This is a genomic window from Enterobacter cloacae complex sp. IR5384 (assembly GCF_049237265.1).
Taxonomy (GTDB): Bacteria; Pseudomonadota; Gammaproteobacteria; order Enterobacterales; family Enterobacteriaceae; genus Enterobacter; species Enterobacter cloacae.
The window spans coordinates 132,103-157,055 of record NZ_JBMKHJ010000006.1 but is presented as its reverse complement, the minus strand read 5'-3'; the positions used below and the strand labels follow the sequence as shown (position 1 = coordinate 157,055).

General features: G+C 52.3%; 18 protein-coding genes, 1 tRNA gene and 1 pseudogene. 6 read left to right on the top strand and 14 right to left on the bottom strand.

Annotated elements, in window-relative coordinates; translation table 11 throughout:
* Positions 1 to 5 precede the first annotated feature (5 nt).
* The 4 genes from oppC to ACOTX3_RS08030 form a co-directional block, all read right to left on the bottom strand.
* Positions 6 to 914, bottom strand: coding sequence for an oligopeptide ABC transporter permease OppC (gene oppC / locus ACOTX3_RS08045; protein WP_013096272.1), 909 nt, complete (start codon positions 912 to 914; stop codon positions 6 to 8).
* A 12-nt stretch (positions 915 to 926) separates the two neighbouring features.
* Entirely contained in the window at positions 927 to 1,847 is a 921-nt protein-coding gene (oppB, locus tag ACOTX3_RS08040; protein WP_013096271.1) for an oligopeptide ABC transporter permease OppB, read from the bottom strand.
* Positions 1,848 to 1,930: 83 nt separating this feature from the next.
* Complete coding sequence (gene oppA, locus ACOTX3_RS08035; RefSeq protein ID WP_020690922.1) at positions 1,931 to 3,562, bottom strand: oligopeptide ABC transporter substrate-binding protein OppA; 1,632 nt, start codon at positions 3,560 to 3,562, stop codon at positions 1,931 to 1,933.
* Between the two features lie 770 nt (positions 3,563 to 4,332).
* Complete coding sequence (locus ACOTX3_RS08030; RefSeq protein ID WP_020690921.1) at positions 4,333 to 4,980, bottom strand: YchE family NAAT transporter; 648 nt, start codon at positions 4,978 to 4,980, stop codon at positions 4,333 to 4,335.
* A 478-nt stretch (positions 4,981 to 5,458) separates the two neighbouring features.
* Here ACOTX3_RS08030 and adhE point away from each other — a divergent pair, with 478 nt between their 5' ends.
* Positions 5,459 to 8,137 (top strand): bifunctional acetaldehyde-CoA/alcohol dehydrogenase, encoded by a 2,679-nt coding sequence (gene adhE, locus ACOTX3_RS08025; RefSeq protein ID WP_013096268.1) that lies wholly within the window; start codon positions 5,459 to 5,461, stop codon positions 8,135 to 8,137.
* Positions 8,138 to 8,210: 73 nt separating this feature from the next.
* On the opposite strand, the gene tdk is transcribed toward adhE, so the two are convergent.
* Complete coding sequence (gene tdk, locus ACOTX3_RS08020; RefSeq protein ID WP_013096267.1) at positions 8,211 to 8,825, bottom strand: thymidine kinase; 615 nt, start codon at positions 8,823 to 8,825, stop codon at positions 8,211 to 8,213.
* Between the two features lie 549 nt (positions 8,826 to 9,374).
* Here tdk and hns point away from each other — a divergent pair.
* Positions 9,375 to 9,788: a histone-like nucleoid-structuring protein H-NS gene (gene hns / locus ACOTX3_RS08015; protein WP_008502781.1), complete on the top strand. Its 414-nt coding sequence runs from the start codon at positions 9,375 to 9,377 to the stop codon at positions 9,786 to 9,788.
* A gap of 199 nt (positions 9,789 to 9,987) precedes the next feature.
* On the opposite strand, the gene galU is transcribed toward hns, so the two are convergent.
* From galU to rssA, 3 genes are all read right to left on the bottom strand, one after another.
* Positions 9,988 to 10,896 (bottom strand): UTP--glucose-1-phosphate uridylyltransferase GalU, encoded by a 909-nt coding sequence (galU, locus tag ACOTX3_RS08010; protein ID WP_029883446.1) that lies wholly within the window; start codon positions 10,894 to 10,896, stop codon positions 9,988 to 9,990.
* A gap of 200 nt (positions 10,897 to 11,096) precedes the next feature.
* Positions 11,097 to 12,110 (bottom strand): two-component system response regulator RssB, encoded by a 1,014-nt coding sequence (gene rssB / locus ACOTX3_RS08005; RefSeq protein WP_013096265.1) that lies wholly within the window; start codon positions 12,108 to 12,110, stop codon positions 11,097 to 11,099.
* A gap of 91 nt (positions 12,111 to 12,201) precedes the next feature.
* Entirely contained in the window at positions 12,202 to 13,104 is a 903-nt protein-coding gene (gene rssA / locus ACOTX3_RS08000; protein WP_013096264.1) for a patatin-like phospholipase RssA, read from the bottom strand.
* A gap of 115 nt (positions 13,105 to 13,219) precedes the next feature.
* On the opposite strand from rssA, the gene ACOTX3_RS07995 reads away from it, so the two are divergent.
* From ACOTX3_RS07995 to ACOTX3_RS07985, 3 genes are all read left to right on the top strand, one after another.
* Positions 13,220 to 13,678: a YchJ family protein gene (locus ACOTX3_RS07995; RefSeq protein ID WP_029883447.1), complete on the top strand. Its 459-nt coding sequence runs from the start codon at positions 13,220 to 13,222 to the stop codon at positions 13,676 to 13,678.
* Between the two features lie 48 nt (positions 13,679 to 13,726).
* Positions 13,727 to 14,569: a formyltetrahydrofolate deformylase gene (gene purU / locus ACOTX3_RS07990; RefSeq protein WP_013096262.1), complete on the top strand. Its 843-nt coding sequence runs from the start codon at positions 13,727 to 13,729 to the stop codon at positions 14,567 to 14,569.
* Positions 14,570 to 14,725: 156 nt separating this feature from the next.
* Positions 14,726 to 14,810, top strand: a tRNA-Tyr gene (locus tag ACOTX3_RS07985).
* An 84-nt stretch (positions 14,811 to 14,894) separates the two neighbouring features.
* On the opposite strand, the gene ACOTX3_RS07980 is transcribed toward ACOTX3_RS07985, so the two are convergent.
* Complete coding sequence (locus tag ACOTX3_RS07980) at positions 14,895 to 15,338, bottom strand: Lrp/AsnC family transcriptional regulator (RefSeq protein WP_058678633.1); 444 nt, start codon at positions 15,336 to 15,338, stop codon at positions 14,895 to 14,897.
* A 107-nt stretch (positions 15,339 to 15,445) separates the two neighbouring features.
* Between ACOTX3_RS07980 and ACOTX3_RS07975 the strand changes: the two are divergent.
* A pseudogene (locus ACOTX3_RS07975) lies at positions 15,446 to 16,341 on the top strand (DMT family transporter).
* Here ACOTX3_RS07975 and narI read toward each other — a convergent pair.
* The 5 genes from narI to ACOTX3_RS07950 all read right to left on the bottom strand — a co-directional run bounded on the left by narI (position 16,338) and on the right by ACOTX3_RS07950 (position 24,776).
* Positions 16,338 to 17,015: a respiratory nitrate reductase subunit gamma gene (gene narI, locus ACOTX3_RS07970; protein WP_013096259.1), complete on the bottom strand. Its 678-nt coding sequence runs from the start codon at positions 17,013 to 17,015 to the stop codon at positions 16,338 to 16,340. The pseudogene ACOTX3_RS07975 and the gene narI sit on opposite strands and share 4 nt — an antisense overlap.
* A complete protein-coding gene (narJ, locus tag ACOTX3_RS07965) occupies positions 17,015 to 17,725 on the bottom strand; it encodes a nitrate reductase molybdenum cofactor assembly chaperone (protein ID WP_013096258.1) in 711 nt (236 codons plus the stop codon). The genes narI and narJ overlap by 1 nt, the downstream gene beginning before the upstream one ends.
* On the bottom strand, positions 17,722 to 19,257 hold the full coding sequence (gene narH, locus ACOTX3_RS07960; protein ID WP_013096257.1) for a nitrate reductase subunit beta: 1,536 nt from the start codon (positions 19,255 to 19,257) through the stop codon (positions 17,722 to 17,724). The genes narJ and narH overlap by 4 nt, the downstream gene beginning before the upstream one ends.
* Entirely contained in the window at positions 19,254 to 22,997 is a 3,744-nt protein-coding gene (locus tag ACOTX3_RS07955; RefSeq protein WP_038419839.1) for a nitrate reductase subunit alpha, read from the bottom strand. Before ACOTX3_RS07955 ends, narH begins: the two co-directional genes overlap by 4 nt.
* A gap of 381 nt (positions 22,998 to 23,378) precedes the next feature.
* Entirely contained in the window at positions 23,379 to 24,776 is a 1,398-nt protein-coding gene (locus tag ACOTX3_RS07950) for a NarK family nitrate/nitrite MFS transporter (protein ID WP_013096255.1), read from the bottom strand.
* Positions 24,777 to 24,953: the final 177 nt, after the last annotated feature.

The window sequence follows — 24,953 nt, the reverse complement described above, 5'->3', positions numbered from 1 at the left end:
GCTCCTTAACGGTCTTTCGGGTCGAGGGCATCACGCAGGCCATCGCCGATAAAGTTGAAACAGAACAGGGTCACGACCAGGAAACCCGCCGGGTATAACAGCAGCCACGGTGAAACTTCCATTGAGTTTGCGCCATCGCTCAACAGCGCGCCCCAGCTGCTCAGCGGCTCTTGCGTGCCCAGCCCCAGGAAGCTCAGGAAAGATTCAAACAGGATCATGCTTGGTACCAGCAGTGAGGCATACACCACCACCACGCCCAGCACGTTAGGAACAATGTGGCGGACAACGATATTCCCTGTTGATACACCACCCACCTGCGCCGCTTCGATAAACTCTTTGCGTTTAAGGCTCAGCGTCTGGCCACGTACGATACGCGCCATATCCAGCCAGGAAACCATGCCGATGGCCACGAAGATCAACAGGATGTTCTGGCCGAAGAAGGTCACCAGCAGGATCACGAAGAACATGAACGGGAAGGAGTTTAAAATCTCCAGCAGACGCATCATGACCGAGTCCACTTTCCCGCCGAGATAGCCGGAGAGCGAGCCATAGAGCGTGCCGACGATCACGGCCACCAGCGCTGCTGCAATCCCCACCATCAATGAAATACGGCCACCAATGGCAACGCGGACCAGCAGGTCACGTCCGGACGAGTCCGTACCAAAGTAGTGGCCGGACTCCATATCCGGCGCGCTGGACATCATGCCCCAGTCCGTATCGAAATAGGTGAATTGCGACAGCATCGGCGCCAGGGTCACAAACAGCGCGATCAGCACCAGAACAACCAGACTGGCGACCGCTGCGCGGTTATGCATAAAGCGACGGCGGGCGTCCTGCCAGAGGCTACGACCTTCGACTTCCAGTTTTTCACTGAAGTTTTCCAGCGCCTCGCTGTTTTTCTTACTCAACATCATGGCGTGCTCCAGTTAGTAACGGATTTTCGGGTCGATAACGGCATACAGCACATCGACAACAGCGTTAAAGAGAATGGTCAACGCACCCACGAGGATCGTCAGGCTCAGCACCAGAGAATAGTCGCGGTTAAGGGCACCGTTAACAAACAGCTGGCCAATACCCGGCAGACCGTAGATGGTTTCAATAACCATTGAACCGGTAATAATACCGACGAACGCCGGTCCCATGTACGAGAGCACAGGTAACAGAGCCGGCTTGAGCGCATGGCGGAAGATAATCCGGCGCATCGGCAACCCTTTCGCGCGCGCGGTACGGATGAAGTTTGAATGTAACACTTCAATCATCGAACCACGGGTGATACGCGCGATACTGGCGATGTAAGCCAGAGAAAGCGCCACCATCGGTAAAATCATGAATTTCAGTGCCCCGCCGTTCCAGCCACCGCCGGGCAACCATTTCAGCGTGATGGCAAATATCATCACCAGTAACGGCGCGACAACGAAGCTGGGGATAACCACCCCGGTCATTGCGACCCCCATTACCGTATAATCCCATTTGGTATTTTGTTTAAGCGCGGCGATAACGCCTGCGGTGACCCCGAGAACCACGGCCAACAAGAATGCCGCAGCACCCAGTTTTGCCGATACCGGGAAGCTGGACGCCACCAGGTCGTTAACGGAATAGTCTTTATATTTGAATGACGGCCCGAAATCGCCATGCGCCAGTTGCTTCAGATAGTTGAAGTATTGCGTGGAGATAGGATCGTTTAAATGATATTTCGCTTCGATGTTCGCCATCACTTCAGGTGGCAGCGTACGTTCACCCGTGAATGGACTTCCCGGCGCGAGACGCATCATAAAGAAGGAAATTGTAATTAGAATAAATAACGTTGGTATCGCTTCTAAACAGCGACGCAGGATAAATTTCAACATTGCCCGTACCTTCTGGCGTGTGCCTGATGAATGTTACAAAGTAGACACAGTGGGGCAAGCCAGGCCCGCCCCACGTATTGCCATTAATGCTTGATAATATAAAGATTCTTAACGGAAATATTATCCAACGGGTCTTTACCGGTATAGCCGCCAACCCATGGTTTCACCAGGCGGGCGTTCACGTAGTAGTAAACCGGTACAATTGCCGAGTCTTTATCGAGCTGTTGTTCTGCTTTGGCGTACAGGTCTGCGCGTTTTGCATCGTCAGTAACCTGCAGCGTTTCAGCGATAAGCTTATCGAATGCCGGGCTCTTATAGTGCGCCGTGTTGTTCGAGCTGTCGCTGAGCATGGTATTCAGGAAAGATGTCGGTTCATTATAGTCCGCACACCAGCCTGCACGCGCCACGTCAAAGGTGCCCTGATGACGGGTATCCAGGAAGGTTTTCCACTCCTGGTTTTCCAGCTTAACGTTCGCGCCCAGGTTTTTCTTCCAGATAGAGGCAACGGCAATCGCCAGTTTTTTATGCAGATCGGACGTGTTGTACAGCAGGTTAAACGTCAGCGGCTTATCTGCGGTATACCCCGCTTCGGCCAGCAGTTTTTTCGCTTCTTCATTACGTTTTTCTTGTGACCACTTGAACCACTCAGGCTCAACCAGTTTCATGCCGTCGGTGTACGGAGGAGTGTAGCTGTAGGCTGGCAGATCGCCCTGGTTTTTCACTTTGTTCACGATGATATCGCGATCCAGTGCCAGCTTCAGCGCCGTACGGACACGTACGTCGGTGAACGGTGCTTTCTGGTTGTTAATTTCGTAGTAATAAGTACACAGGTATGGATCGACATGAACTTCTTTCGGGATCTCTTTCTTCAGTTTCTGGAACAGTTCAATCGGCATGTTGTTATAGGTCATGTCGATTTCACCGCTGCGGTAGCGGTTCACGTCAGTCACTTCAGAAGAGATTGGCAGGTAGGTCACCTGGTTAATCACGGTTTTGGCGTTATCCCAGTATTGCGGGTTACGCTCCAGAACCATACGTTCGTTGACCACCCAGTCTTTCAGTTTATAAGCACCGTTGGTCACAATATTGGCAGGCTGGGTCCATTTTTCACCGAATTTTTCCACTGCGGATTTCGGTACCGGGGAGACAGACGGGTGAACCAGCAGCTTATAGAAGTACGGAACAGGTTCGCTCAACGTCACTTCAAACGTGTTGGCATCAATCGCTTTTACACCCAGATCGGTGACCGGTTTTTTACCGGCGATGATGTCATCGATATTGGCGATATGGCCATATTGCAGATAGCTCGCATACGGAGAGGCGGTGTTTGGATTCGCCAGGCGCTGCCAGCTGTAAACGAAATCTTCGGCGGTAACCGGTGTACCGTCGGACCATTTAGCATCTTTGCGCAGATGGAAGGTCCAGACTTTAAAATCTTTGTTTTCCCACTTTTCGGCGACACCCGGCGCCGGGTGGCCTTCTACGTCAGTGACCAGCAGCCCTTCAAACAGGTCGCGGTTGACGTTTGACTCTGGCACGCCCTCAATTTTATGCGGATCAAGAGACTGGACTTCCGCCCCGTTGTTACGTACCAGCGTCTGCTTCTCAGCCAGCTGTACCCCTGCAGGCACGTCCGCAGCCATTGCAGCGTTGCCCGCGATTAGCGCAGTTAAAATCCCCGCCGCTACCAGATTTTTTTTTGTGATGATGGACATTGTGTTGGTACTCCACTCATTATAATTACTGGCCTTCGCCAGCTGTGTAATCCCCTGTTGGGGCCTGTACAGCGCAGGAGTTTTTTTTGCTGCTGTCAGGTTCTTTTTTTACTTCTTGCTATCACCGACTTCTTTATTACTGACCGCTCGTATGGCCGTCTTGCGTCGATTCTTTACACGTATCCCCTGTCTGAGACATGTGTTGGATATTCGCGAAGATGACTATATGAAAATAATTCTCATCTTCTTGTTTTATGCTGCAAAATATTAGGCCGGAAAGTATCAAAAGGCGTAAACGCACGCCAATACATTTTGCAAATTTGTTAAGCAATTCTCTTTTACGAAGTGTACTAAATCGTTGAGGGCAGCCCTGCCTGACATGAAAGGACAAGAAAAATCTTTTCATTCAAAGAGATAAAGAAATCAGTCTCTCTGCGCGCGTCGCTGCGCTACCATCACGTCATTTTGTACAAAAATTTAACAACTGATTATTATTTAGCACATTCCTCTAAGGGAACGTTGAATTTACTAATATCATTTCGGTTATCACTCAGCAAGCCCCAGAGTATCGTGTGAGTAAAATAACAGAATGATCGCAGGTTTTCTGTGCAGGCGGGAAACGGTTGGATTAATAACTTGTTGAAATATAAGAATTGAACATTATTAGTAGAATTTATTATGGCAGGTAAGCATTTCAACTTTATTTATATGATTTGCTGATATTCACGTAAAAAAACGGAGCCGTTGGCTCCGTTCTTTCGTATGAAATGTCAGTGCAATAAGCCAGGGAAAATGCTTTTGATGCCGGTCACAATGAATTCGATGCCCAAGGCCATCAATAGCAGCCCCATAATACGGGTAATGACGTTGATGCCTGTCTGCCCAAGCAGACGCACCAGCCAGGGTGCCATGCGGAAAACGCCCCAACAACAAAGCGCAAAAATGGCAATGGCGACAGAAAAGCCAATCAGATGCATCCAATTGTGGTAGCGCGTACCCCAGACAATCGTCGAGCTGATAGCGCCGGGACCGGCCATCAGCGGTAACGCCAGCGGCACTACGCCTATGCTCTCGCGAATGGCGGTTTCTGATTTTTCCTGCTTGTTCTGTTTGTCTTCCCCCAGCTTACCGCTGATCATCGACATAGCGATGGTGACCACCAGGATCCCACCCGCAATACGGAAAGAATCAATCGAGATACCGAACACCTGAAGAATGGCATCCCCAAGGTAAAGGGAGGTCAGGAGAATAATCGCCACTGACAGGTTAGCGGTAAGATTGGTTTTGTTTCTTGCCGCCGCCGTCTGGTAACTGGTCATACTAATGAAGACAGGAATGATCCCCACCGGGTTGACCAATGCAAACAAACCAATAAAAAACTTAAAATATGTAGGAAAATCAAAGAGCGATAAGATCACATTTTGCTCCGCTTATGCGTATGCCCCGGGGCTGACAACTGTCAGTGAAAATCGCGCTGAAGATACGCTTTTTATCAGCATACTTCACCAGAAATCTGTGCCAAAACGTTATCAATTCATGATGTTAAATATTTGTATAAGCAATGATAGCGCCACTTCCAATAGTTACTTAATTATTTAACACTGGAATAATCTCAAAGAAATAACCCTGCTGAAAGGTATCAGCTTGGGGGAAAATTGACGCAGATCATGATTTTCGTACTCAGAAGTGAGTAATCTTGATTACGTCCCCAGGGAGATGACCTGCCAAAAAAGGATGATGCTAAGGTAAGGCTCTTTTAGTAAATTAGTGTGCTGGTGCAGGAAGTAACCCATTGTTTTACTGTGTGTTACGCAAGTCGTATTGGCTCTGTCTATACTGTCTGACGTATCGAGCGCTGGTTTACTAAAAGAGTTTAAACATTATCAGGAGAGCATTATGGCTGTTACTAATATCGCTGAACTGAACGCCCTCGTCGAGCGCGTTAAAAAAGCCCAGCGTGAATATGCCAATTTCACCCAAGAACAGGTTGATAAAATCTTCCGCGCGGCCGCTCTGGCTGCTGCAGATGCTCGAATCCCTCTCGCTAAAATGGCCGTTGCCGAATCCGGCATGGGTATCGTTGAAGATAAAGTGATCAAAAACCACTTCGCTTCAGAGTATATCTACAACGCCTATAAAGATGAGAAAACCTGTGGCGTGCTGTCTGAAGACGACACTTTCGGTACTATCACCATTGCAGAACCTATCGGCATTATTTGCGGTATCGTTCCAACCACCAACCCAACGTCTACCGCTATCTTCAAATCTCTGATCAGCCTGAAGACCCGTAACGCAATCATCTTCTCCCCGCACCCACGTGCAAAAGATGCGACCAACAAAGCCGCTGACATCGTTCTGCAGGCTGCGATTGCTGCCGGTGCACCTAAAGATCTGATCGGCTGGATCGACCAACCGTCCGTTGAGCTTTCTAACGCGCTGATGCACCACCCGGACATTAACCTGATCCTGGCGACCGGTGGTCCTGGCATGGTTAAAGCGGCATACAGTTCCGGTAAACCTGCTATCGGCGTAGGCGCGGGTAATACCCCTGTAGTTATTGATGAAACGGCCGATATCAAACGTGCTGTTGCGTCCGTGCTGATGTCCAAAACCTTCGACAACGGTGTTATCTGTGCTTCTGAACAGTCTGTTGTTGTTGTTGATTCCGTTTATGATGCTGTTCGCGAACGTTTCGCCAGCCACGGCGGCTACCTGCTGCAGGGCAAAGAGCTGAAAGCGGTTCAGGATATCATTCTGAAAAATGGCGCGCTGAACGCGGCTATCGTGGGTCAGCCAGCGTATAAAATCGCTGAACTGGCAGGCTTCACTGTTCCGGCAACCACCAAAATTCTGATTGGTGAAGTTAAAGTTGTCGACGAAAGCGAACCATTCGCTCACGAAAAACTGTCCCCTACTCTGGCGATGTACCGCGCCAAAGATTTCGAAGACGCGGTAGAGAAAGCAGAGAAACTGGTTGCGATGGGTGGTATCGGCCACACCTCTTGCCTGTACACTGACCAGGATAACCAGCCAGAACGTGTTGCTCACTTTGGTCAGATGATGAAAACTGCACGTATCCTGATCAACACCCCGGCTTCTCAGGGTGGTATCGGCGACCTGTACAACTTCAAACTCGCACCTTCCCTGACTCTGGGTTGTGGTTCCTGGGGTGGTAACTCCATCTCTGAAAATGTTGGTCCAAAACACCTGATCAACAAGAAAACCGTTGCTAAGCGAGCTGAAAACATGTTGTGGCACAAACTTCCGAAATCTATCTACTTCCGCCGTGGTTCTCTGCCAATCGCGCTGGATGAAGTGATTACTGATGGCCACAAACGTGCGCTCATCGTGACTGACCGTTTCCTGTTCAACAACGGTTACGCTGACCAGATCACCTCTGTTCTGAAAGCCGCTGGCGTAGAAACTGAAGTGTTCTTTGAAGTTGAAGCTGACCCAACCCTGAGCGTTGTGCGTAAAGGTGCGGAGCTGGCTAACTCCTTCAAACCAGATGTGATTATCGCACTGGGTGGTGGTTCCCCAATGGACGCTGCGAAAATCATGTGGGTAATGTACGAGCATCCAGAAACCCACTTCGAAGAACTGGCGCTGCGCTTTATGGACATCCGTAAACGTATCTACAAGTTCCCGAAAATGGGCGTAAAAGCGAAGATGATCGCCGTTACCACCACTTCCGGTACAGGTTCTGAAGTTACGCCGTTCGCAGTGGTCACTGATGACGCAACGGGTCAGAAATACCCACTGGCTGACTACGCGCTGACCCCAGATATGGCCATCGTTGATGCCAACCTGGTGATGGATATGCCGAAATCACTGTGTGCATTCGGTGGTCTGGACGCTGTGACTCACGCCCTGGAAGCCTATGTTTCCGTACTGGCTTCTGAGTTCTCTGATGGTCAGGCTCTGCAGGCGCTGAAACTGCTGAAAGAAAACCTGCCAGCGTCTTACAACGAAGGGTCTAAAAACCCGGTTGCCCGTGAGCGTGTCCACAGTGCAGCAACCATCGCCGGTATCGCGTTTGCTAACGCCTTCCTCGGGGTTTGCCACTCCATGGCTCACAAACTGGGTTCTCAGTTCCACATTCCTCACGGTCTGGCGAACGCCCTGTTGATCAGCAACGTTATCCGTTATAACGCGAATGACAACCCAACCAAGCAGACTGCTTTCAGCCAGTACGACCGTCCGCAAGCACGTCGTCGTTACGCTGAAATCGCAGACCACCTGGGTCTGAGCGCTCCGGGCGACCGTACTGCTGCTAAGATCGAGAAACTGCTGGCATGGCTGGAAAGCCTGAAGGCTGAACTGGGCATTCCTAAATCTATCCGCGAAGCGGGTGTTCAGGAAGCTGACTTCCTGGCACACGTTGATAAGCTGTCTGAAGATGCATTCGATGACCAGTGTACTGGTGCGAACCCGCGCTACCCACTGATCTCCGAGCTGAAACAGATCCTGCTGGATACATTCTACGGACGTGAGTTTAAAGAAGGTGACGTTGCTGCTGTGAAAACAGAAGCACCCGTCATTAAAGCTGACAAAAAAGCGAAGAAAAGCGCTTAATTGACCGCTGTTAAAAAACCCGCCTCTGGCGGGTTTTTTAATGTCTGAAGATCAGGCTTTGAGTTCTTTGGAACTACTTCCGGTTATCGTGCTGAATCGCCGTCAGGGAGCCCACAGACAACGCCTCTTTATAATGCTTACGACAGACCGACACATAGCGTTCATTGCCCCCTATCACCACCTGCTCACCGTCTGCATAGGGTTTACCAGACTGATCAAGACGAAGCACCATACTGGCTTTACGGCCGCAAAAACAGATGGTTTTCAGTTCGACCAGTTTATCGGACCAGGCAAGCAAATACTGGCTACCGGCAAATAGCTCCCCGCGAAAGTCCGTGCGCAAACCATAGCAGAGAACGGGAATATCAAGTTCATCTACGACCTCTGAAAGCGCATGCACCTGTTCACGCGTCAGGAACTGGCTTTCATCGACCAGAACGCAATGAATGGGCTGGGAAGTATGCTCGGCACGGATATCCTGCAACAGGTCCGTTTGTGGGTTAAACAGTCTGGCCGGAGACGAGAGACCAATTCTTGAACTCACCTTACCTGCACCGAAGCGATCGTCGATTTCAGCGGTGTAAACAACGGTGCGCATCCCTCGTTCCTGATAATTGTAGGAGGATTGCAGTAACGCCGTGGATTTTCCGGCATTCATTGCCGAATAGTAGAAATAAAGTTGTGCCATTGGCCGTCAAACCCTAATCAATGTGTAATATTCCCAATGATTCATTGTACCATATTTTGTCTGGTCATCAGCGATACACCACACAGAGTATGGGGTTCAAGCCGCTGTTAACCACGAGATGTACAGGAAAATAATGCGATAAAACAGGAGGTAAACGGATTCAGCATGCTCTATATGTCGCGACCCCACTAAACATAACACTTCTTTTTATACTGGAATCCACGTTCATTAAAATTCACTATTTATTAACTATTTTTGCCCTGGCAACGCTGGCAGAAACTAATACAAAAGGCTGATATTTATCCGCCGCAACTATAATTCCTGCGGTAAATGTCACAAAAAAAAGATGCAACCGAACGGGTTAAGCAGGTAAGCGTGATAACAAGCGAGCCTGTGTGGGTATGAAATTTAAGTTAGCGTAATTAATAATAGCGCCCATTATTCCGTATTTTTTGAATTCCTTACATTCCCACCTATTGCACAACTGAATTTATCGCTCTATTATTAGGACAACAAACCACCCCCCATTATAAGTTTGAGATTACTACAATGAGCGAAGCACTTAAAATTCTGAACAACATCCGTACTCTTCGTGCGCAGGCAAGAGAATGCACCCTGGAAACGCTTGAAGAAATGCTGGAAAAATTAGAAGTTGTAGTTAATGAACGTCGCGAAGAAGAAAGCGCTGCTGCTGCTGAAATCGAAGAGCGTACGCGTAAACTGCAGCAATATCGTGAAATGCTGATTGCTGATGGTATCGATCCAAATGAATTGCTGAACAGCATGGCTGCAGCGAAGACCGGTACTAAAGCAAAACGCGCTGCTCGTCCTGCTAAATATAGCTATGTCGACGAGAACGGCGAAACTAAAACCTGGACTGGCCAGGGTCGTACACCTGCTGTTATCAAAAAAGCCATGGATGAGCAAGGTAAACAGCTGGACGACTTCCTGATCAAGGATTAATCCTAACGTATTCAGAAAAATCCCGCTTAATGCGGGATTTTTTTTATCCTCAATTCCTGCAAACATCCCCTTACATGCCGTCATATTGGGACATCGTACTATTTAACGTTCCTTACAGACCGGTGTGGTTACCCTGAGTTGTGGGCATAAAAAAACCGGTGGGCATCGCCTCACCGGTCTTGATCATTTGCAGACGGGATTATTTTTTAATACCCACGCTCTCTTTCAGCCAGGCTTTAAATTCTTCACCCAGTGAATTGTGGCGGATGCCATATTCCACGAATGCCTGCATATAACCGAGTTTATTACCGCAGTCATGGCTCTTACCTTTCATATGGTAGGCTTCAACGGTCTCTTTCTCGATCAGCATATCGATGGCATCGGTCAGCTGGATCTCATCTCCTGCTCCTGGAGGCGTTTTCGCCAGCAGTGGCCAGATTTCAGCACTCAGGACATAGCGACCTACTACCGCCAGATTAGACGGCGCTACGTCGGCTTTAGGCTTCTCTACGACGCCTACCATTGGCACGCTTTCACCGGGTTCAAGATTAACGCCTTTACAGTCAACAACACCGTAAGCCGTCACGTCTTCAACAGGTTCAACCATAATCTGGCTGCTGCCCGTTTCGTCAAAGCGCTTGATCATCTCAGCAAGGTTATCCTGAGAGAGATCGGATTCATATTCGTCCAGAATGACGTCTGGCAGAATGACCGCAACAGGCTCATTACCCACAACAGGATATGCACAAAGTACCGCGTGGCCCAGACCTTTCGCCAGCCCCTGACGCACCTGCATAATGGTAACGTGCGGAGGGCAAATAGACTGAACTTCTTCTAACAGCTGACGCTTAACGCGTTTTTCCAGCATGGCTTCGAGTTCGAAACTGGTATCGAAATGGTTTTCGATAGAGTTTTTAGATGAATGTGTAACCAGCACAATTTCAGTGATGCCGGCCGCGATACATTCGTTTACGACATACTGAATTAATGGCTTATCAACCAGTGGCAACATCTCTTTAGGAATTGCCTTAGTTGCTGGTAACATCCTGGTCCCCAATCCCGCTACCGGGATGACGGCCTTTCTGACTTTCGAATTTAGGGCAGCCATTCAAATTCTCCTGAGCTGTTCAAGTTTTGAACTTTTATGCATTAAATAACGCGTTGAGTATATCAGCCTCATCACACAGTCCGGGTCTGAAAAGAACGCGTTGCCGATCAATTAGGATAAATACGCATGAATCTGGGCAGCGATAGTAGCACTCCCCACAAAACACAGGTAAGGCAATCTTAAAATTAAGATCCAACTGCTTATTCCGTGGACAACATTAACCGCAACCGCCCGCCGGCACCCCAAATTTGGCACTGCCAGGAAGAACAGCGATGGCTAATTTGATTAAGATAAGCCGTACCCAATGTCCCCAGCGGGACACCGTTGCTAACCTGAATATGATGTTCCCCGGTATTCAGAGAGGCGTTCAGACCCGCTGAAACGAGGATAAGATTTTTCAATCCACTATGGTAATAGCCAACCAGCAATGGAAATTGTCCTGGTAAATTGGCCTGGCGAAAAAGCTGGTTAACCTGTTTAAGTAAACTGCCTAACTCCGGAAGCCGTTGCCCCTGATGCGATAACTGTTCCTGCAACAGCCCGTTAAATAGCGCACGAAGTAATAATGCTGCTAATACACCATTATCCCCTGCACGGGTAACATCCAGGGAATAAAACGCAAGATCGGAATCCGATAATGGCGCAATATCCAGCACCAGACCGGGCTGATCTGCGGCCACAAGTTGGCGATAATTTATTCGACAGTGTGAAAAGGTCTGTTGTACCGGCGGCTGAAGTTCCTGCAATAGCTTGGCCGCGGCAGGCGGATTACTGACTAAAGCATCCCAGTCCTGGAAAAGGCGCTCTTCTTCCTCGACGCGGGAATTAAACATATTCGGATAAAGGCAGGCCAATACCGTTTCACGCAAACGGTTCAGATCTTTTACTGGTTTCAGCAGAATATCCTGCACCCCCAGACGCAATGCTTTGGCAATATCCGCCATATTTTCCGTCGCGGAGATCACCAGTATGGGCGTCTGGTTGCCCTCATTACGCAGATGTTCAACCAACTTCAGACCATTCATCCGCGGCATTGCAATATCACAGATCATCAGATCGGGCGTGATACTGACCATTTTTTCCAGGGCATCAACACCATCTTCAGCCAGGGCAGTGGTTGCCCCCAGCGAGGATAACCACGAATCCAGTAGCGATCGGAAAACGGGCTCGTCTTCAACAATCAAAATGTGTTTTCCGGCCAATGGCTGCGTCATGGTTCCTCCCCTGGCTGACAGTTACTAAATAGTGGCATGCTATCGGCACTATCGCCTGTCAGATTTTGCTGAAGTAGTCAAAAAAAGGTGCTCAACGTGCGGTTCGCACAAATGGCAATAATTCGTCCATTTTCTTTTCGACGGCTAAAGAGCCCGCTGCGATGGCGGCCTCAGCCCGATGGAAATCAAGGGTAGAGATTTGTGGACAATAGGGTTGAATCAGAATATCCGGTGGGTCGCCCGCCATACGGTTACGTTTGAGGCGGTTTTCCAGCACCTGGATTGAGGTGGTCATAATCTCCATTGCCGTGGGTGCAGCGACCGAGCGGCGCGCGGCTATCCGACCAATTCGCCCGCGTAAGCGCTCATGCCAGGCCAGTTTTTCCGCCTCGGCATCTTCGCTTTGCAAATTGACCGGCATGAGGTCTTGCTGCATCAGGTGAGCGTCGTGTTGTAAATCGACCGCGATCACGATGTCAGCCCCCATTGCCCGCGTCAAAGAGATTGGCACAGGGTTAACGACACCGCCATCAACAAGCCAGTAACCATTATGCGGGACAGGAGCCATAAGGCCCGGCATACTGCAGGAGGCGCGAACGGCAAGGTGGATATCCCCTTCGGTCAGCCACAGCTCACGTCCCGTACTGAGATTCGTCGCCACGGCGCCAAATGGCAGCTGACAATCGCTGAAGTCCTGAAGAGGCATAATCTGACGGAACTGGTTAAAGACGCGTTCACCGCGAAGCAAACCGCCGCGCTGCCACGAAAGGTCCATCAGGCGCAGCACGTCCCAGTAACTGAAGGATCGCACCCACGCTTCAAGTTCGGGCAATTTGCCGCACGCATAGGCGGAACCTACCAGCGATCCAATCGAACATCCTGCAACAATATCGACATCGACGCCCATCTGGTTTAAGGCATTTATCACGCCGATGTGTGACCATCCGCGGGCTGCACCTGAGCCCAGCGCCAGTCCAATTTTAACCTTTCTCATTAGCCCTGTTTTACTTCCCCTGGATTCCCGACATAGCGTCAACGCAACAGCTCAGTTAACATGGTGCTACCCGAAGCGTTTTACGCCCTTAATTTTTTGTTCCAGGAAGAGAATCGTGTCTCAACTCTGCCCCTGTGGTAGCGCTCTGGAGTATAGCCTATGTTGCCAGCGATATCTTTCTGGCGATCAGGTTGCACCAGACCCATCACACCTTATGCGTTCACGGTATACCGCTTTTGTGATCAAAGACGCAGACTACCTGATTAAAACCTGGCACCCCTCATGCCAGGCCGCCAGTTTCAAACAGGAGATCGAAGCCGGGTTCGCCAATACCCAGTGGCTCGGTCTTACCGTTTATGAATCCGCACCCGGTAGTCACGAAAATGAAGGTTACGTCAGCTTTGTTGCCCGTTTTACTGAACACAATAAACCGGGTGCCATTATCGAGCGTTCCCGGTTCTTAAAGGAAAGCGGGCAATGGTATTATATTGACGGAACGCGCCCGCAGTTTGGTCGTAACGATCCCTGCCCTTGTGGTTCTGGTAAAAAATTTAAAAAGTGTTGCGGGCAGTAACGCCCGACAACCGAGTCTTCGCAAATACTCAAACAGGATTTCCCGGCGATGCAATCACTACAACGTAAAGTTCTGCGCACCATCTGTCCCGATCAAAAAGGGCTGATCGCACGAATTACCAACATCTGTTACAAACATGAATTGAATATCGTGCAGAACAACGAATTCGTTGACCACCGTACCGGTCGTTTCTTCATGCGTACCGAACTGGAAGGTATTTTCAACGACACCACTCTGCTTGCCGATCTGGACAGCGCGCTGCCGGAAGGTTCCGTACGCGAGTTGACACCAGCAGGCCGTCGTCGCATCGTAATTCTGGTGACCAAAGAAGCCCACTGCCTGGGCGATCTGCTGATGAAAGCTAACTACGGCGGTCTGGATGTCGAAATCGCCGCCGTTATCGGTAACCACGAGACGCTGCGTACGCTGGTAGAACGTTTTGATATTCCGTTCGAGCTGGTGAGCCATGAAGGCCATACGCGTGAAGAGCACGACAACCTTATGGCAGAGGCTATTGAAGCGCACAACCCGGACTACGTTGTCCTGGCGAAATACATGCGCGTGCTGACGCCCTCCTTCGTGGCGCGTTTCCCGAACAAAATTATTAACATTCACCACTCCTTCCTGCCCGCCTTTATTGGCGCACGCCCCTACCACCAGGCCTATGAACGCGGCGTGAAGATCATCGGCGCAACGGCGCATTACGTGAATGACAATCTGGATGAAGGCCCAATCATCATGCAGGACGTGATTCATGTGGATCACACCTACACGGCGGAAGACATGATGCGTGCCGGACGCGATGTTGAGAAGAACGTTCTGAGCCGCGCACTCTATCAGGTGCTGGCGCAGCGCGTATTCGTTTACGGTAACAGAACGATCATTCTTTAATCGACAGTGAAATGAATTGGTTAGCTTTACAGCTTTGCGGGTAAAAATCAGGCAACCAGTTTATTTTTCTTGTGGTAACGCTTTACAGGGGCGTGTCATTTGATATGATGCGCCCCGCTTCCAGCAGGAAGCAGGCCAGTACAAGCATTACCCCGTGGTGGGGTTCCCGAGCGGCCAAAGGGAGCAGACTGTAAATCTGCCGTCATCGACTTCGAAGGTTCGAATCCTTCCCCCACCACCATTAATTCCAAAAATCATAATAAAACCTAACCGAGCAAACTTTCGTAGGCCGGGTAAGGCGTAGCCGCCACCCGGCGACAGACGGCTACATCGGCGGCAAGCGTCGCTTCACCGGTGAGCTCTTCACAATCGACGTATTACACTGGGCATGCTCCGCCAGCCCGTCCAGCAACACATCCAGTTCTTCAATCGACCGCACCACCAGCCGGATGACAAAACAGTCTTCACCGGTCACTTTGTCGCTTTCAATGCACTCCGGCATCGCCTGGATGTATTTATCCACTTTATGTAACAGTCCAGGCAACGGGCGAACCCGCACCAGCGCCTGCAGCGTATAACCTAACGCCGCCAGATTGACCCGCGCACCGTAACCCTGAATCACTCCACGCTCTTCCAGCCTTTTCAGGCGTTCTGCCGTGCTGGGCGAAGTCAGACCGATACGGCCGCTGAGCACCTTCAGCGACATACGCGCATCCTCGACCAGACAAGCCAAAATTTGCCGATCGATATCATCGAGAAGGTATTCCATCGTTTTCACCTAATTTTAAAAAGCCATTCGCGTATTTAACCTTATCTCAACCCTGTAAAACCCGACAGCAATTTTCGACAATAGCGTCATCAACCAGGAGGTGAATGATGCGTGACTTACATAAAGGCGTCTGGCAAATGAGCCTGGCGATGTTAATTTCCGGCTCGATTGGCGCGTTTGTTTTACTCTCCGGACTGCCAGTGTCAGAAGTGGTTTTCTGGCGCTGTCTGATCGGCGCAATCGCACTGTTCATTTTCATTCGAATGAGCCAAAAGCCCTTTAGTCCCCTCACCCGCACCTCTCTGCTGCTGGCTATTCTCGGCGGGGTAGCATTAGTGGTGAACTGGCTGCTGCTGTTCGCTGCCTATGAACGTATTTCGATTGGCCTTTCCACTGTGGTTTATAACACTCAGCCCTTTATGCTGGTGATGATGGGTATGTTATTAGGCGAACGCGTCAGTCTGGTCAAATGGGGCTGGCTGTTTCTTGCCTTCGGCGGGGTGATAATTTTGCTCTCAGGTGAACTGTCCGGTTCCCATGGCTCAGCCTGGCTCGCGGGGATCGGTCTGGCACTGGGTGCGGCGTTCTTCTATGCGTTGACGGCGATTATTGCCCGCAAACTGAAATCCATCGCGCCACAGCATATAGCGTTTATTCAGGTGCTGACAGGCGTGGTAATGCTACTGCCGTTTGCCCGTATGCCCGCCTTGTCCGCTGATTTTCCGTGGCCAATTTTACTGACGCTGGGCATTGTCCATACCGGTATCATGTATCAGCTGCTGTATAGCGCCATCCAAAAACTTCCGACGCCCATTACCGGTTCATTGTCCTTTATCTATCCGGTAGTAGCCATCGTTGTCGATAATGTGGTCTTCGGGCATTCGCTGGATATTACCCAACTGGCGGGCGGCGCGCTGATCCTGTTTGCTGCGGCAGGCAATAATCTGGGCTGGGGCGAAAAAAACCCCGCGAATGCGGGGTTAGTATCAAAATGACAAATTAGCGACGGGCACGCACAATCTGGTATTTGCGCGTCAGGTACTCCACCGGCGCGCTCCAGATGTGCACCAGACGAGAGAACGGGAACAGCACAAACAGGGTCATACCCAACACCAGGTGCAGGCGGAAGATAAACGCCACCCCGTCCAGATGTTCAGATGCACCACCGTGGAAGGTCACTACGGACTGCGCCCATCCCACCAGCTTCATCATCTCGCTGCCGTCCATATGCTGCGCCGAGAATGGAATGGTCAGCAGACCCAGTGCGCACTGAACCATCAGCAGAGAGAGGATCAGGATATCCGCCGTGGTAGTGGTAGCCCGCACGCGCGGACTGAACAGACGGCGTTTCAGCAGCAGCAGACCACCCACCAGGGTCATCACGCCGCAAGCGCCACCGGCGATCATCGCCATCTTCTGCTTCACTTCGATGGGCAGCCACGCTTCATACATCCAGTGTGGCGTCAGCATTCCCAGGAAGTGACCGGCAAAAATCCCCAGAATACCGATGTGGAACAGGTTAGACGCAACGTGCATCCCTTTACGATCCAGCATCTGGCTGGAGGCAGCACGCCAGGTGTACTGGCCATAGTCATAACGCAGCCAGCTTCCCACCAGGAACACGGTGCCCGCGATATACGGGTAAATGTCAAAGAAGAACATATTCAGGAAGTGCATTAGTGCCGTCCTCCGTTAGAGATATTCAAATATTGCGGGGCAACCGCGCCGGCAAAACGACGCTGGTGAGCCGAAATTTCAGATTCGCCGCAGCTCTGGTCAGCAAAGAATTTCACCTGCTCTTCTTCCCAGACCGCATCCAGCGCCTGTGGCGTGTCGTCGCGGGCTTCGTCCGCAATTTTCTCCGCCACTTTTTCACTGTCGACCGAGGCATTCGCCAGCTTCACCAGCACCCCAAACAGCACCGCATAGCGGCTCTCGCGCTGCTGAAGACGGGCGCTGAGCAACGCCAGAATCGGCGCGATGTCCTGCAGACCACCCAGCGCTTCTTCTTTTGGCAACTGCGCCAGATACTCCAGGTACAGCGGCAGATGATCCGGCAGCTCGCGGCTGTCGAGCTGCAGGCCGTGCTGCTCGTACTGGGCCATCAGGTCCACCATCGCCTGCCCCCGATCGCGGGATTCACCGTGAACGTGTTCAAACAGCAGCAGCGAGGTTGCGCGACCGCGATCAAACAGCTGGCTGTAATCCGCCTGCGCATCGAGAAGATCGCGCGCTAACAGGTCGCGGAGGAAAACGCCCAGTGTCTGGGCATCTTCTTTATCCAGGTTTTCAGAGGACGCGAGCGCATCAAAGAGTTCCTGCTGATGCTGCGCCAGCGCAGCATCCGGGTACTCCAGCAGACGCGAAACAATCACGAGTTCAATCATGGGTGCGGCTCCGTTTTGCTGGTCACATCCATGGCATCGATGCGGCGGCTGTTGAACAGGTTGAATTTGCTGTCAGACCCGTGGCAACCGTCGCCAAAGCTAAAGCCACAACCGTTTTTCTCCGGGAAGGCTTCGCGGGCCAGTTCACGGTGGCTGCTTGGTACCACGAAACGATCTTCGTAGTTGGCAATGGCCAGGTAGCGGTACATCTCCTGCGCCTGCGCTTCGGTCAGGCCGACCTCTTCCAGCGCACGGGTGTCGGTCACGCCGTCCACGGTTTCCGCACGTTTGAAGTGGCGCATCGCCAGCATACGTTTCAGCGCCAGCAGTACCGGCTGGGTATCGCCTGCGGTCAGCAGGTTTGCCAGGTACTGAACCGGGATACGCAGGCTCTCCACGTCCGGCAGAATGCCGTTGCTGCCCAGCTCGCCTGCATCCGCGGCTGACTGAATCGGCGACAGAGGCGGTACGTACCAGACCATCGGCAGCGTGCGGTATTCCGGGTGCAGCGGCAGGGCCAGCTTCCAGTCCATCGCCATTTTGTATACCGGAGACTGCTGCGCCGCGTCGATTACGCTCTGCGGAATGCCGTCTTTCAGCGCCTGCTCAATCACTTTCGGATCGTTCGGGTCAAGGAACACGTCCAGCTGACGCTGGTACAGATCTTTCTCGTTCTCGGTGCTCGCGGCATTTTCAATCGCGTCCGCGTCATACAGCAGCACGCCGAGGTAACGAATACGGCCTACGCAGCTCTCGGAGCAGACGGTCGGCATACCGGCTTCGATACGCGGGTAACAGAAGATGCACTTCTCAGACTTACCGCTCTTCCAGTTGAAGTAGATTTTTTTGTACGGGCAGCCGGTGATGCACATACGCCAGCCGCGGCACTTGTCCTGGTCGATCAGCACGATGCCGTCTTCTTCACGCTTGTAGATGGCACCGCTCGGGCAGGTCGCCACGCACGCCGGGTTGAGGCAGTGCTCACACAGACGCGGCAGGTACATCATGAAGGTGTTTTCAAACTGGCCGTACATCGCCTTCTGCATGTTCTCGAAGTTCTGGTCTTTGGCGCGTTTTTCGAACTCGCCGCCCAGAATTTCTTCCCAGTTTGGACCGCTGGTAATTTTGTCCATGCGCTGACCGGTGATCAGCGAGCGAGGACGGGCGATCGGCTGGTGCTTACTTTCCGGCGCGTTATGCAGGTTCTGGTAGTCATAGTCAAACGGCTCGTAATAATCTTCGATACCCGGCAGATGCGGGTTGGCGAAGATTTTACCCAGCAGCATCGCACGGTTACCCATGCGCGGCTGCAGCTTACCGTTGATTTTACGGATCCAGCCACCCTTCCACTTCTCCTGGTTTTCCCAGTCGGTCGGGAAGCCGGTACCCGGCTTACTTTCCACGTTGTTGAACCAGGCGTATTCCATCCCTTCACGGCTGGTCCAGACGTTCTTACAGGTGACTGAGCAGGTATGACAGCCGATGCATTTATCCAGATTCAGCACCATGCCGACTTGTGAACGAATTTTCATTTTACGCTCTCCTGTACCTGGTCATTACCTTCGCCATCTAACCAGTTAATATTTTTCATCTTACGTACCACCACGAACTCATCGCGGTTAGAACCTACCGTACCGTAGTAGTTAAAGCCGTAGGCCAGCTGTGCATAGCCACCGATCATGTGGGTCGGCTTCGGCGTAATACGGGTCACGGAGTTGTGAATACCGCCGCGCTGCTCGGTGATCTCTGAACCCGGCAGGTTCACGATACGTTCCTGCGCGTGGTACATCATGGTCATCCCGGCCGGTACGCGCTGGCTCACCACCGCACGCGCCGTCAGGGCGCCGTTGCTGTTGAACACTTCGATCCAGTCGTTATCTTCAATACCCAGATCTTTGGCGTCCGCTTCACTCATCCACACAATCGGACCACCGCGGGACAAGGTCAGCATCAGCAGGTTGTCGCTATAAGTAGAGTGGATCCCCCACTTCTGGTGCGGCGTCAGGAAGTTCAGCGCCTTCTCCGGGTTGCCGTTCGATTTCGCGCCCATCACCGCTTTCACGGAGCGGGTGTCGATTGGTGGACGGTAAACCAGCAGGCTTTCACCGAAGTCACGCATCCACTGGTGATCCTGATACAGCGACTGACGACCGGACAGAGTACGCCATGGGATCAGCTCGTGAACGTTGGTATACCCGGCGTTATAAGAGACATGTTCATCTTCCAGGCCAGACCAGGTCGGGCTGGAGATAATTTTGCGCGGCTGCGCCTGAATATCGCGGAAGCGGATTTTTTCGTCTTCTTTGTTGAGCGCCAGATGCGTATGGTCGCGGCCGGTGAATTCACTCAGCGCTTTCCAGGCCTTCACGGCAACCTGGCCGTTGGTTTCCGGTGCCAGGGTCAGGATCATTTCTGCCGCATCAATCGCCGTATTCAGCATTGGCTGGCCTTTGGCCGGGCCGTCCGCTTTGGTGTAATTGAGCTTGCGCAGCAGATCCATTTCGCTCTGGGTGTTCCAGGCAATCCCTTTCCCGCCGTTGCCGATTTTCTCCATCAGCGGGCCGATAGAGGTAAAGCGCTCGTAGGTCGCCGGGTAGTCACGTTCCACCGGAATAATGTGCGGTGCCGTTACGCCCGGGATCAGGTCACATTCACCTTTTTTCCAGTCCTTCACGTCCAGCGGCTGCGCCAGTTCGGCAGCTGAGTCGTGCTGGATAGGCAGCGTCACCACGTCGGTCTCTTTGCCCAGGTGCCCTACGCAGACTTCAGAGAACTTCTTCGCGATGTCTTTGTAGATATCCCAGTCGCTTTTTGATTCCCACGCCGGATCAACGGCCGCAGACAGCGGATGAATAAACGGATGCATATCCGAGGTATTCATGTCGTCTTTTTCGTACCAGGTGGCGGTAGGCAGCACGATATCGGAGTACAGGCAGGTGCTGGAGAGACGGAAGTCGAGAGTCACCACCAGATCCAGCTTGCCGTCGAGACCGTTGTCTTTCCACTCCACCTCTTCCGGCTTCACGCCGCCCTGCTTGCCGAGATCTTTACCCTGGATACCGTTTTCGGTACCGAGCAGGTATTTCAGCATGTACTCGTGGCCTTTACCGGACGAGCCCAGCAGGTTGGAACGCCAGATAAACAGGTTACGCGGATGGTTTTTACCGTTTTCCGGCTGCTCGGCCGCAAAACGGATTGAACCGTCTTTCAGAGACTTAACGGTGTAATCCACCGGCGACATCCCTGCCTTCTTCGCCTCTTCTGCAATACGCAGCGGGTTAGTGCCCAGCTGAGGCGCGGACGGCAACCAGCCCATGCGTTCAGCGCGGACGTTAAAGTCGATCAGATGACCGCTGTAGCGGGATTTATCTGCCATCGGTGATAGCAGCTCCTGCGCGGTAACCGTCTCATAGCGCCACTGGCTGGAGTGGTTATAGAAGTAGGAAGTGCTGTTCATATGACGCGCCGGACGCTGCCAGTCAAGGGCAAACGCCAGCGGCTGCCAGCCGGTCTGCGGACGCAGTTTTTCCTGGCCCACGTAGTGCGCCCAGCCGCCACCGCTCTGACCGACACAGCCGCAGAAGATCAGCATATTGATCAGGCCACGGTAGTTCATATCGAGGTGATACCAGTGGTTCAGACCGGCACCGACAATAATCATTGAACGACCGTGGGTTTTGTCAGCGTTTTCTGCGAATTCACGGGCGATACGAGTGATCTGCGCACGCGGTACGCCGGTGATCTGCTCCGCCCAGGCTGGGGTGTACGCCTTCACATCGTCATAGCTGGTCGCGCAGTTTTCATCGTTCAGACCGCGCTCCAGGCCGTAGTTGGCCAGCGTCAGGTCATACACGGTGGTCACCAGGGCGCTAGAGCCGTCGGCCAGCTGCAGGCGTTTCACCGGCAGTTTATGCATCAGGACGTTCTGTAGCTCAACCTTGTTGAAGTGCTCAGAACCTTCACCGCCGAAGTACGGGAAGCCCACTTCTGCGATCTCATCCTGGCTGCCCAGCATGCTCAGGCGCAGCTCGGTCTCTTCGCCGGTTGTACCGTTACGTTGTTCAAGGTTCCATTTGCCCTTCTCACCCCAGCGGAAGCCGATTGAACCGTTTGGCACCACCAGCTCACCGTTGCTGTTATACGCGACGGTTTTCCACTCAGGGTTGTTTTCCTGGCCCAGCGCGTCCACCAGATCCGCCGCACGCAGCGTACGGCCTGCTGCGTAGTAGCCGTCACGCTCTTCCAGCATCACCAGCATTGGCATGTCGGTATAACGACGCACGTAATCGGTGAAGTACTGGCTTGGTTTATCGAGGTGGAATTCACGCAGCATGACGTGGCCCATCGCCAGCGCCATCGCGGAGTCAGTACCCTGTTTAGGCGCCAGCCACAGGTCACACAGCTTGGCAATTTCGGCGTAGTCCGGGGTCACCGCAACGGTTTTGGTGCCTTTGTAACGCACTTCTGTAAAGAAGTGGGCATCCGGGGTACGGGTCTGCGGTACGTTGGAGCCCCAGGCGATAATGTAGCTGGAGTTATACCAGTCGGCGGACTCCGGCACGTCGGTCTGCTCACCCCAGGTCTGTGGAGACGCTGGCGGCAGGTCGCAGTACCAGTCGTAGAAGCTCAGACAGGTTCCCCCAATCAGGGAAAGATAGCGCGCGCCAGAGGCGTAAGAGACCATCGACATCGCCGGGATCGGCGAGAAGCCTGCCACGCGGTCAGGACCGTAAGTTTTGACGGTATAGACGTTAGAGGCGGCAATCAGCTCATTCACCTCTTTCCAGGAGGAGCGAACAAAACCACCGCGGCCACGCGCCTGCTTGAAGCTTTTCGCTTTGTCGGCGTCTTCGATGATGGATGCCCACGCCTCTACCGGATCGCTGTGCTGCACCTTGGCTTCACGCCACATTTTCATCAGGCGCTTGCGCATCAGAGGATATTTAAGACGGTTCGCACTGTAGAGATACCAGGAGTAGCTGGCACCACGCGGGCAGCCACGTGGTTCATGGTTCGGCATATCCGGGCGGGTGCGCGGATAGTCGGTCTGCTGCATTTCCCAGGTCACCAGACCGTTTTTAACGAAAATCTTCCAGCTACACGAGCCAGTGCAGTTTACACCGTGGGTTGAACGGACGACTTTGTCATGCTGCCAGCGCTGGCGGTAACCGTCTTCCCAGTCCCGGTTGGTATCCAGAACCTGGCCGTGCCCATCGGCAAAAGTTTCACCCTTCTGTTTGAAGTAGCGAAACCGGTCCAAAAATTTGCTCATCGGGTATCTCCTGTGTGGAGCCTGTGGCTCTCTAAATCGACATTGCTGATTTGCAGCGAAGGTAACGTCCTGTAAGAGAGGGAGAATTGATAACGATCAAGACGGAGGGGGACTATGAAGTGAGGTGTTATAACGAATACCACCAAAGCGGTAGAATTTTTATTTTTATATCTCAATGATTTTAAAGGGTATTTTTTATTTATCGTACAATAAGTCCGCCTGTTTTTAACATCTCGGGTATTAAGGGGTAGGCTCGGCTGAAAAGCGATGGCGATCACAGAGTTACCTGCGGGCGGGACGTTAGAAAAGCCAGGAGTATGTTGTAACTACTGAGGAAACAAAAAAACGCGACCCGAAGGTCGCGTAAACGGATAATCAAACTTACTTATTTTTCTTGGAATTACGGCCATATACCAGCCACGTGATGGCGACACAGGCGATATAGAAAACGAGGAATACTTTCATTGCTCCTGCCGGAGAGCCGGTCAGGTCCAGCGAGATCCCGAACGCTTTTGGAATAAAGAAGCCACCGATAGCGCCAATCGCGGAGATAAAGCCCAGCGCTGCCGCTGTATCCGTTGCCGCTTCGCGCATGGCCTGCTCTTCGCTACCGCCCTGCGCTTTCACGCGGTCCATGGTCAGCTTACGGAAGATGACGGAGATCATCTGGAAGGTAGAAGCACTTCCCAGCCCGGCCGTCAGGAACAGCACCATAAACACGCCGAAGAAGGCGATGAAGTTACCGCCCTGTCCGTCGGCTGGCAGGGTCAGGAACAGCAGCGCACAGAAGACAGCCATCACAACGAAGTTAATCAGCGTCACGCGGGTCCCGCCCAGACGGTCAGAGACCATGCCGCCCAGCGAACGCGCCAGCGCGCCAATAAACGGTCCGAAGAAGGCGAACTGCAGAATTTGCACTTCCGGGAACTGGGTTTTCGACAGCATGGCAAAGCCCGCAGAGAAACCAATGAACGAGCCGAAGGTCGCCAGATAGAGCAGCGCCATCACCCACAGGTGGCCGCGCTTCAGCACCGGCAACTGCTCGCTCAGGGATGCCTTCGATGCAGACAGGTCATTCATAAAGAACCAGGCCGCAAGGGTAAAGACCACCAGGAACGGTACCCAGATCCAGGCCGCGTTTTGCAGATAGAGGGAAGAGCCATCTGCCTGCGTCACCCCACCGCCGCCAAACGCCGCGAAGATAGAGACGGAGATCGCCAGCGGTGCAATCAGCTGCATTACGCTGACGCCCATGTTACCCAGGCCGCCGTTAATCCCCAGCGCACCACCCTGCTTCGCTTTCGGGAAGAAGAAGCTGATGTTTGCCATGCTGGACGCAAAGTTTGCGCCCGCAAAACCGCAGAGCAGAGAGATGATCACGAACACGCTAAACGGCGTGGAGGTGTCCTGCACCGCAAAACCGAGCCACACGCAAGGCACGATCATGATACCGGTACTGAACGCCGTCCAGCGACGGCCGCCAAAAACCGGCACCATGAACGCGTAAGGCACGCGCAGCAAGGCTCCCGACAGCGACGGCAGCGCGGTCAGCATAAACAGCTGATCGGTGGTAAAGGTAAATCCGACCTTAGGCAGGTTCACCGCTACCGCGCTGAACAACATCCATACGCAAAACGCTAACAATAAACATGGAACGGAAATCCACAGATTTCGGCTTGCGACACGGTGGCCGCGCTGCTGCCAGAACGCCGGATCTTCCGGACGCCAGTCAGTTATAACGGCACCATTTTCCCTTTCGGGAGCGGATGTGTGACTCATAGACACCTCTGATTCTCGAATGATGCTGCAAACATTAGGGTTTTAGGGCGGCGGTAAGTTGATATAAATCAAAGGAAAAGTGGGAGGATTTGCGGCGAAAAAAAAGCCATCATCCTTAGTGAGTAGAGTAAAACGGTAAAAAAGACGTGGTTTTTCACAGGACTGACGTCTCGCTGT

What these genes read in the sequence shown, in the direction of transcription:
- oppC (WP_013096272.1), bottom strand. Translation starts at nt 914, where the DNA reads ATGATGTTGAGTAAGAAAAACAGCGAGGCGCTGGAAAACTTCAGTGAA.
- oppB (WP_013096271.1), bottom strand. Translation starts at nt 1,847, where the DNA reads ATGTTGAAATTTATCCTGCGTCGCTGTTTAGAAGCGATACCAACGTTA.
- oppA (WP_020690922.1), bottom strand. Translation starts at nt 3,562, where the DNA reads ATGTCCATCATCACAAAAAAAAATCTGGTAGCGGCGGGGATTTTAACT.
- adhE (WP_013096268.1), top strand. Translation starts at nt 5,459, where the DNA reads ATGGCTGTTACTAATATCGCTGAACTGAACGCCCTCGTCGAGCGCGTT.
- tdk (WP_013096267.1), bottom strand. Translation starts at nt 8,825, where the DNA reads ATGGCACAACTTTATTTCTACTATTCGGCAATGAATGCCGGAAAATCC.
- hns (WP_008502781.1), top strand. Translation starts at nt 9,375, where the DNA reads ATGAGCGAAGCACTTAAAATTCTGAACAACATCCGTACTCTTCGTGCG.
- galU (WP_029883446.1), bottom strand. Translation starts at nt 10,896, where the DNA reads ATGGCTGCCCTAAATTCGAAAGTCAGAAAGGCCGTCATCCCGGTAGCG.
- rssB (WP_013096265.1), bottom strand. Translation starts at nt 12,110, where the DNA reads ATGACGCAGCCATTGGCCGGAAAACACATTTTGATTGTTGAAGACGAG.
- rssA (WP_013096264.1), bottom strand. Translation starts at nt 13,104, where the DNA reads ATGAGAAAGGTTAAAATTGGACTGGCGCTGGGCTCAGGTGCAGCCCGC.
- purU (WP_013096262.1), top strand. Translation starts at nt 13,727, where the DNA reads ATGCAATCACTACAACGTAAAGTTCTGCGCACCATCTGTCCCGATCAA.
- ACOTX3_RS07980 (WP_058678633.1), bottom strand. Translation starts at nt 15,338, where the DNA reads ATGGAATACCTTCTCGATGATATCGATCGGCAAATTTTGGCTTGTCTG.
- narI (WP_013096259.1), bottom strand. Translation starts at nt 17,015, where the DNA reads ATGCACTTCCTGAATATGTTCTTCTTTGACATTTACCCGTATATCGCG.
- narJ (WP_013096258.1), bottom strand. Translation starts at nt 17,725, where the DNA reads ATGATTGAACTCGTGATTGTTTCGCGTCTGCTGGAGTACCCGGATGCT.
- narH (WP_013096257.1), bottom strand. Translation starts at nt 19,257, where the DNA reads ATGAAAATTCGTTCACAAGTCGGCATGGTGCTGAATCTGGATAAATGC.
- ACOTX3_RS07955 (WP_038419839.1), bottom strand. Translation starts at nt 22,997, where the DNA reads ATGAGCAAATTTTTGGACCGGTTTCGCTACTTCAAACAGAAGGGTGAA.
- ACOTX3_RS07950 (WP_013096255.1), bottom strand. Translation starts at nt 24,776, where the DNA reads ATGAGTCACACATCCGCTCCCGAAAGGGAAAATGGTGCCGTTATAACT.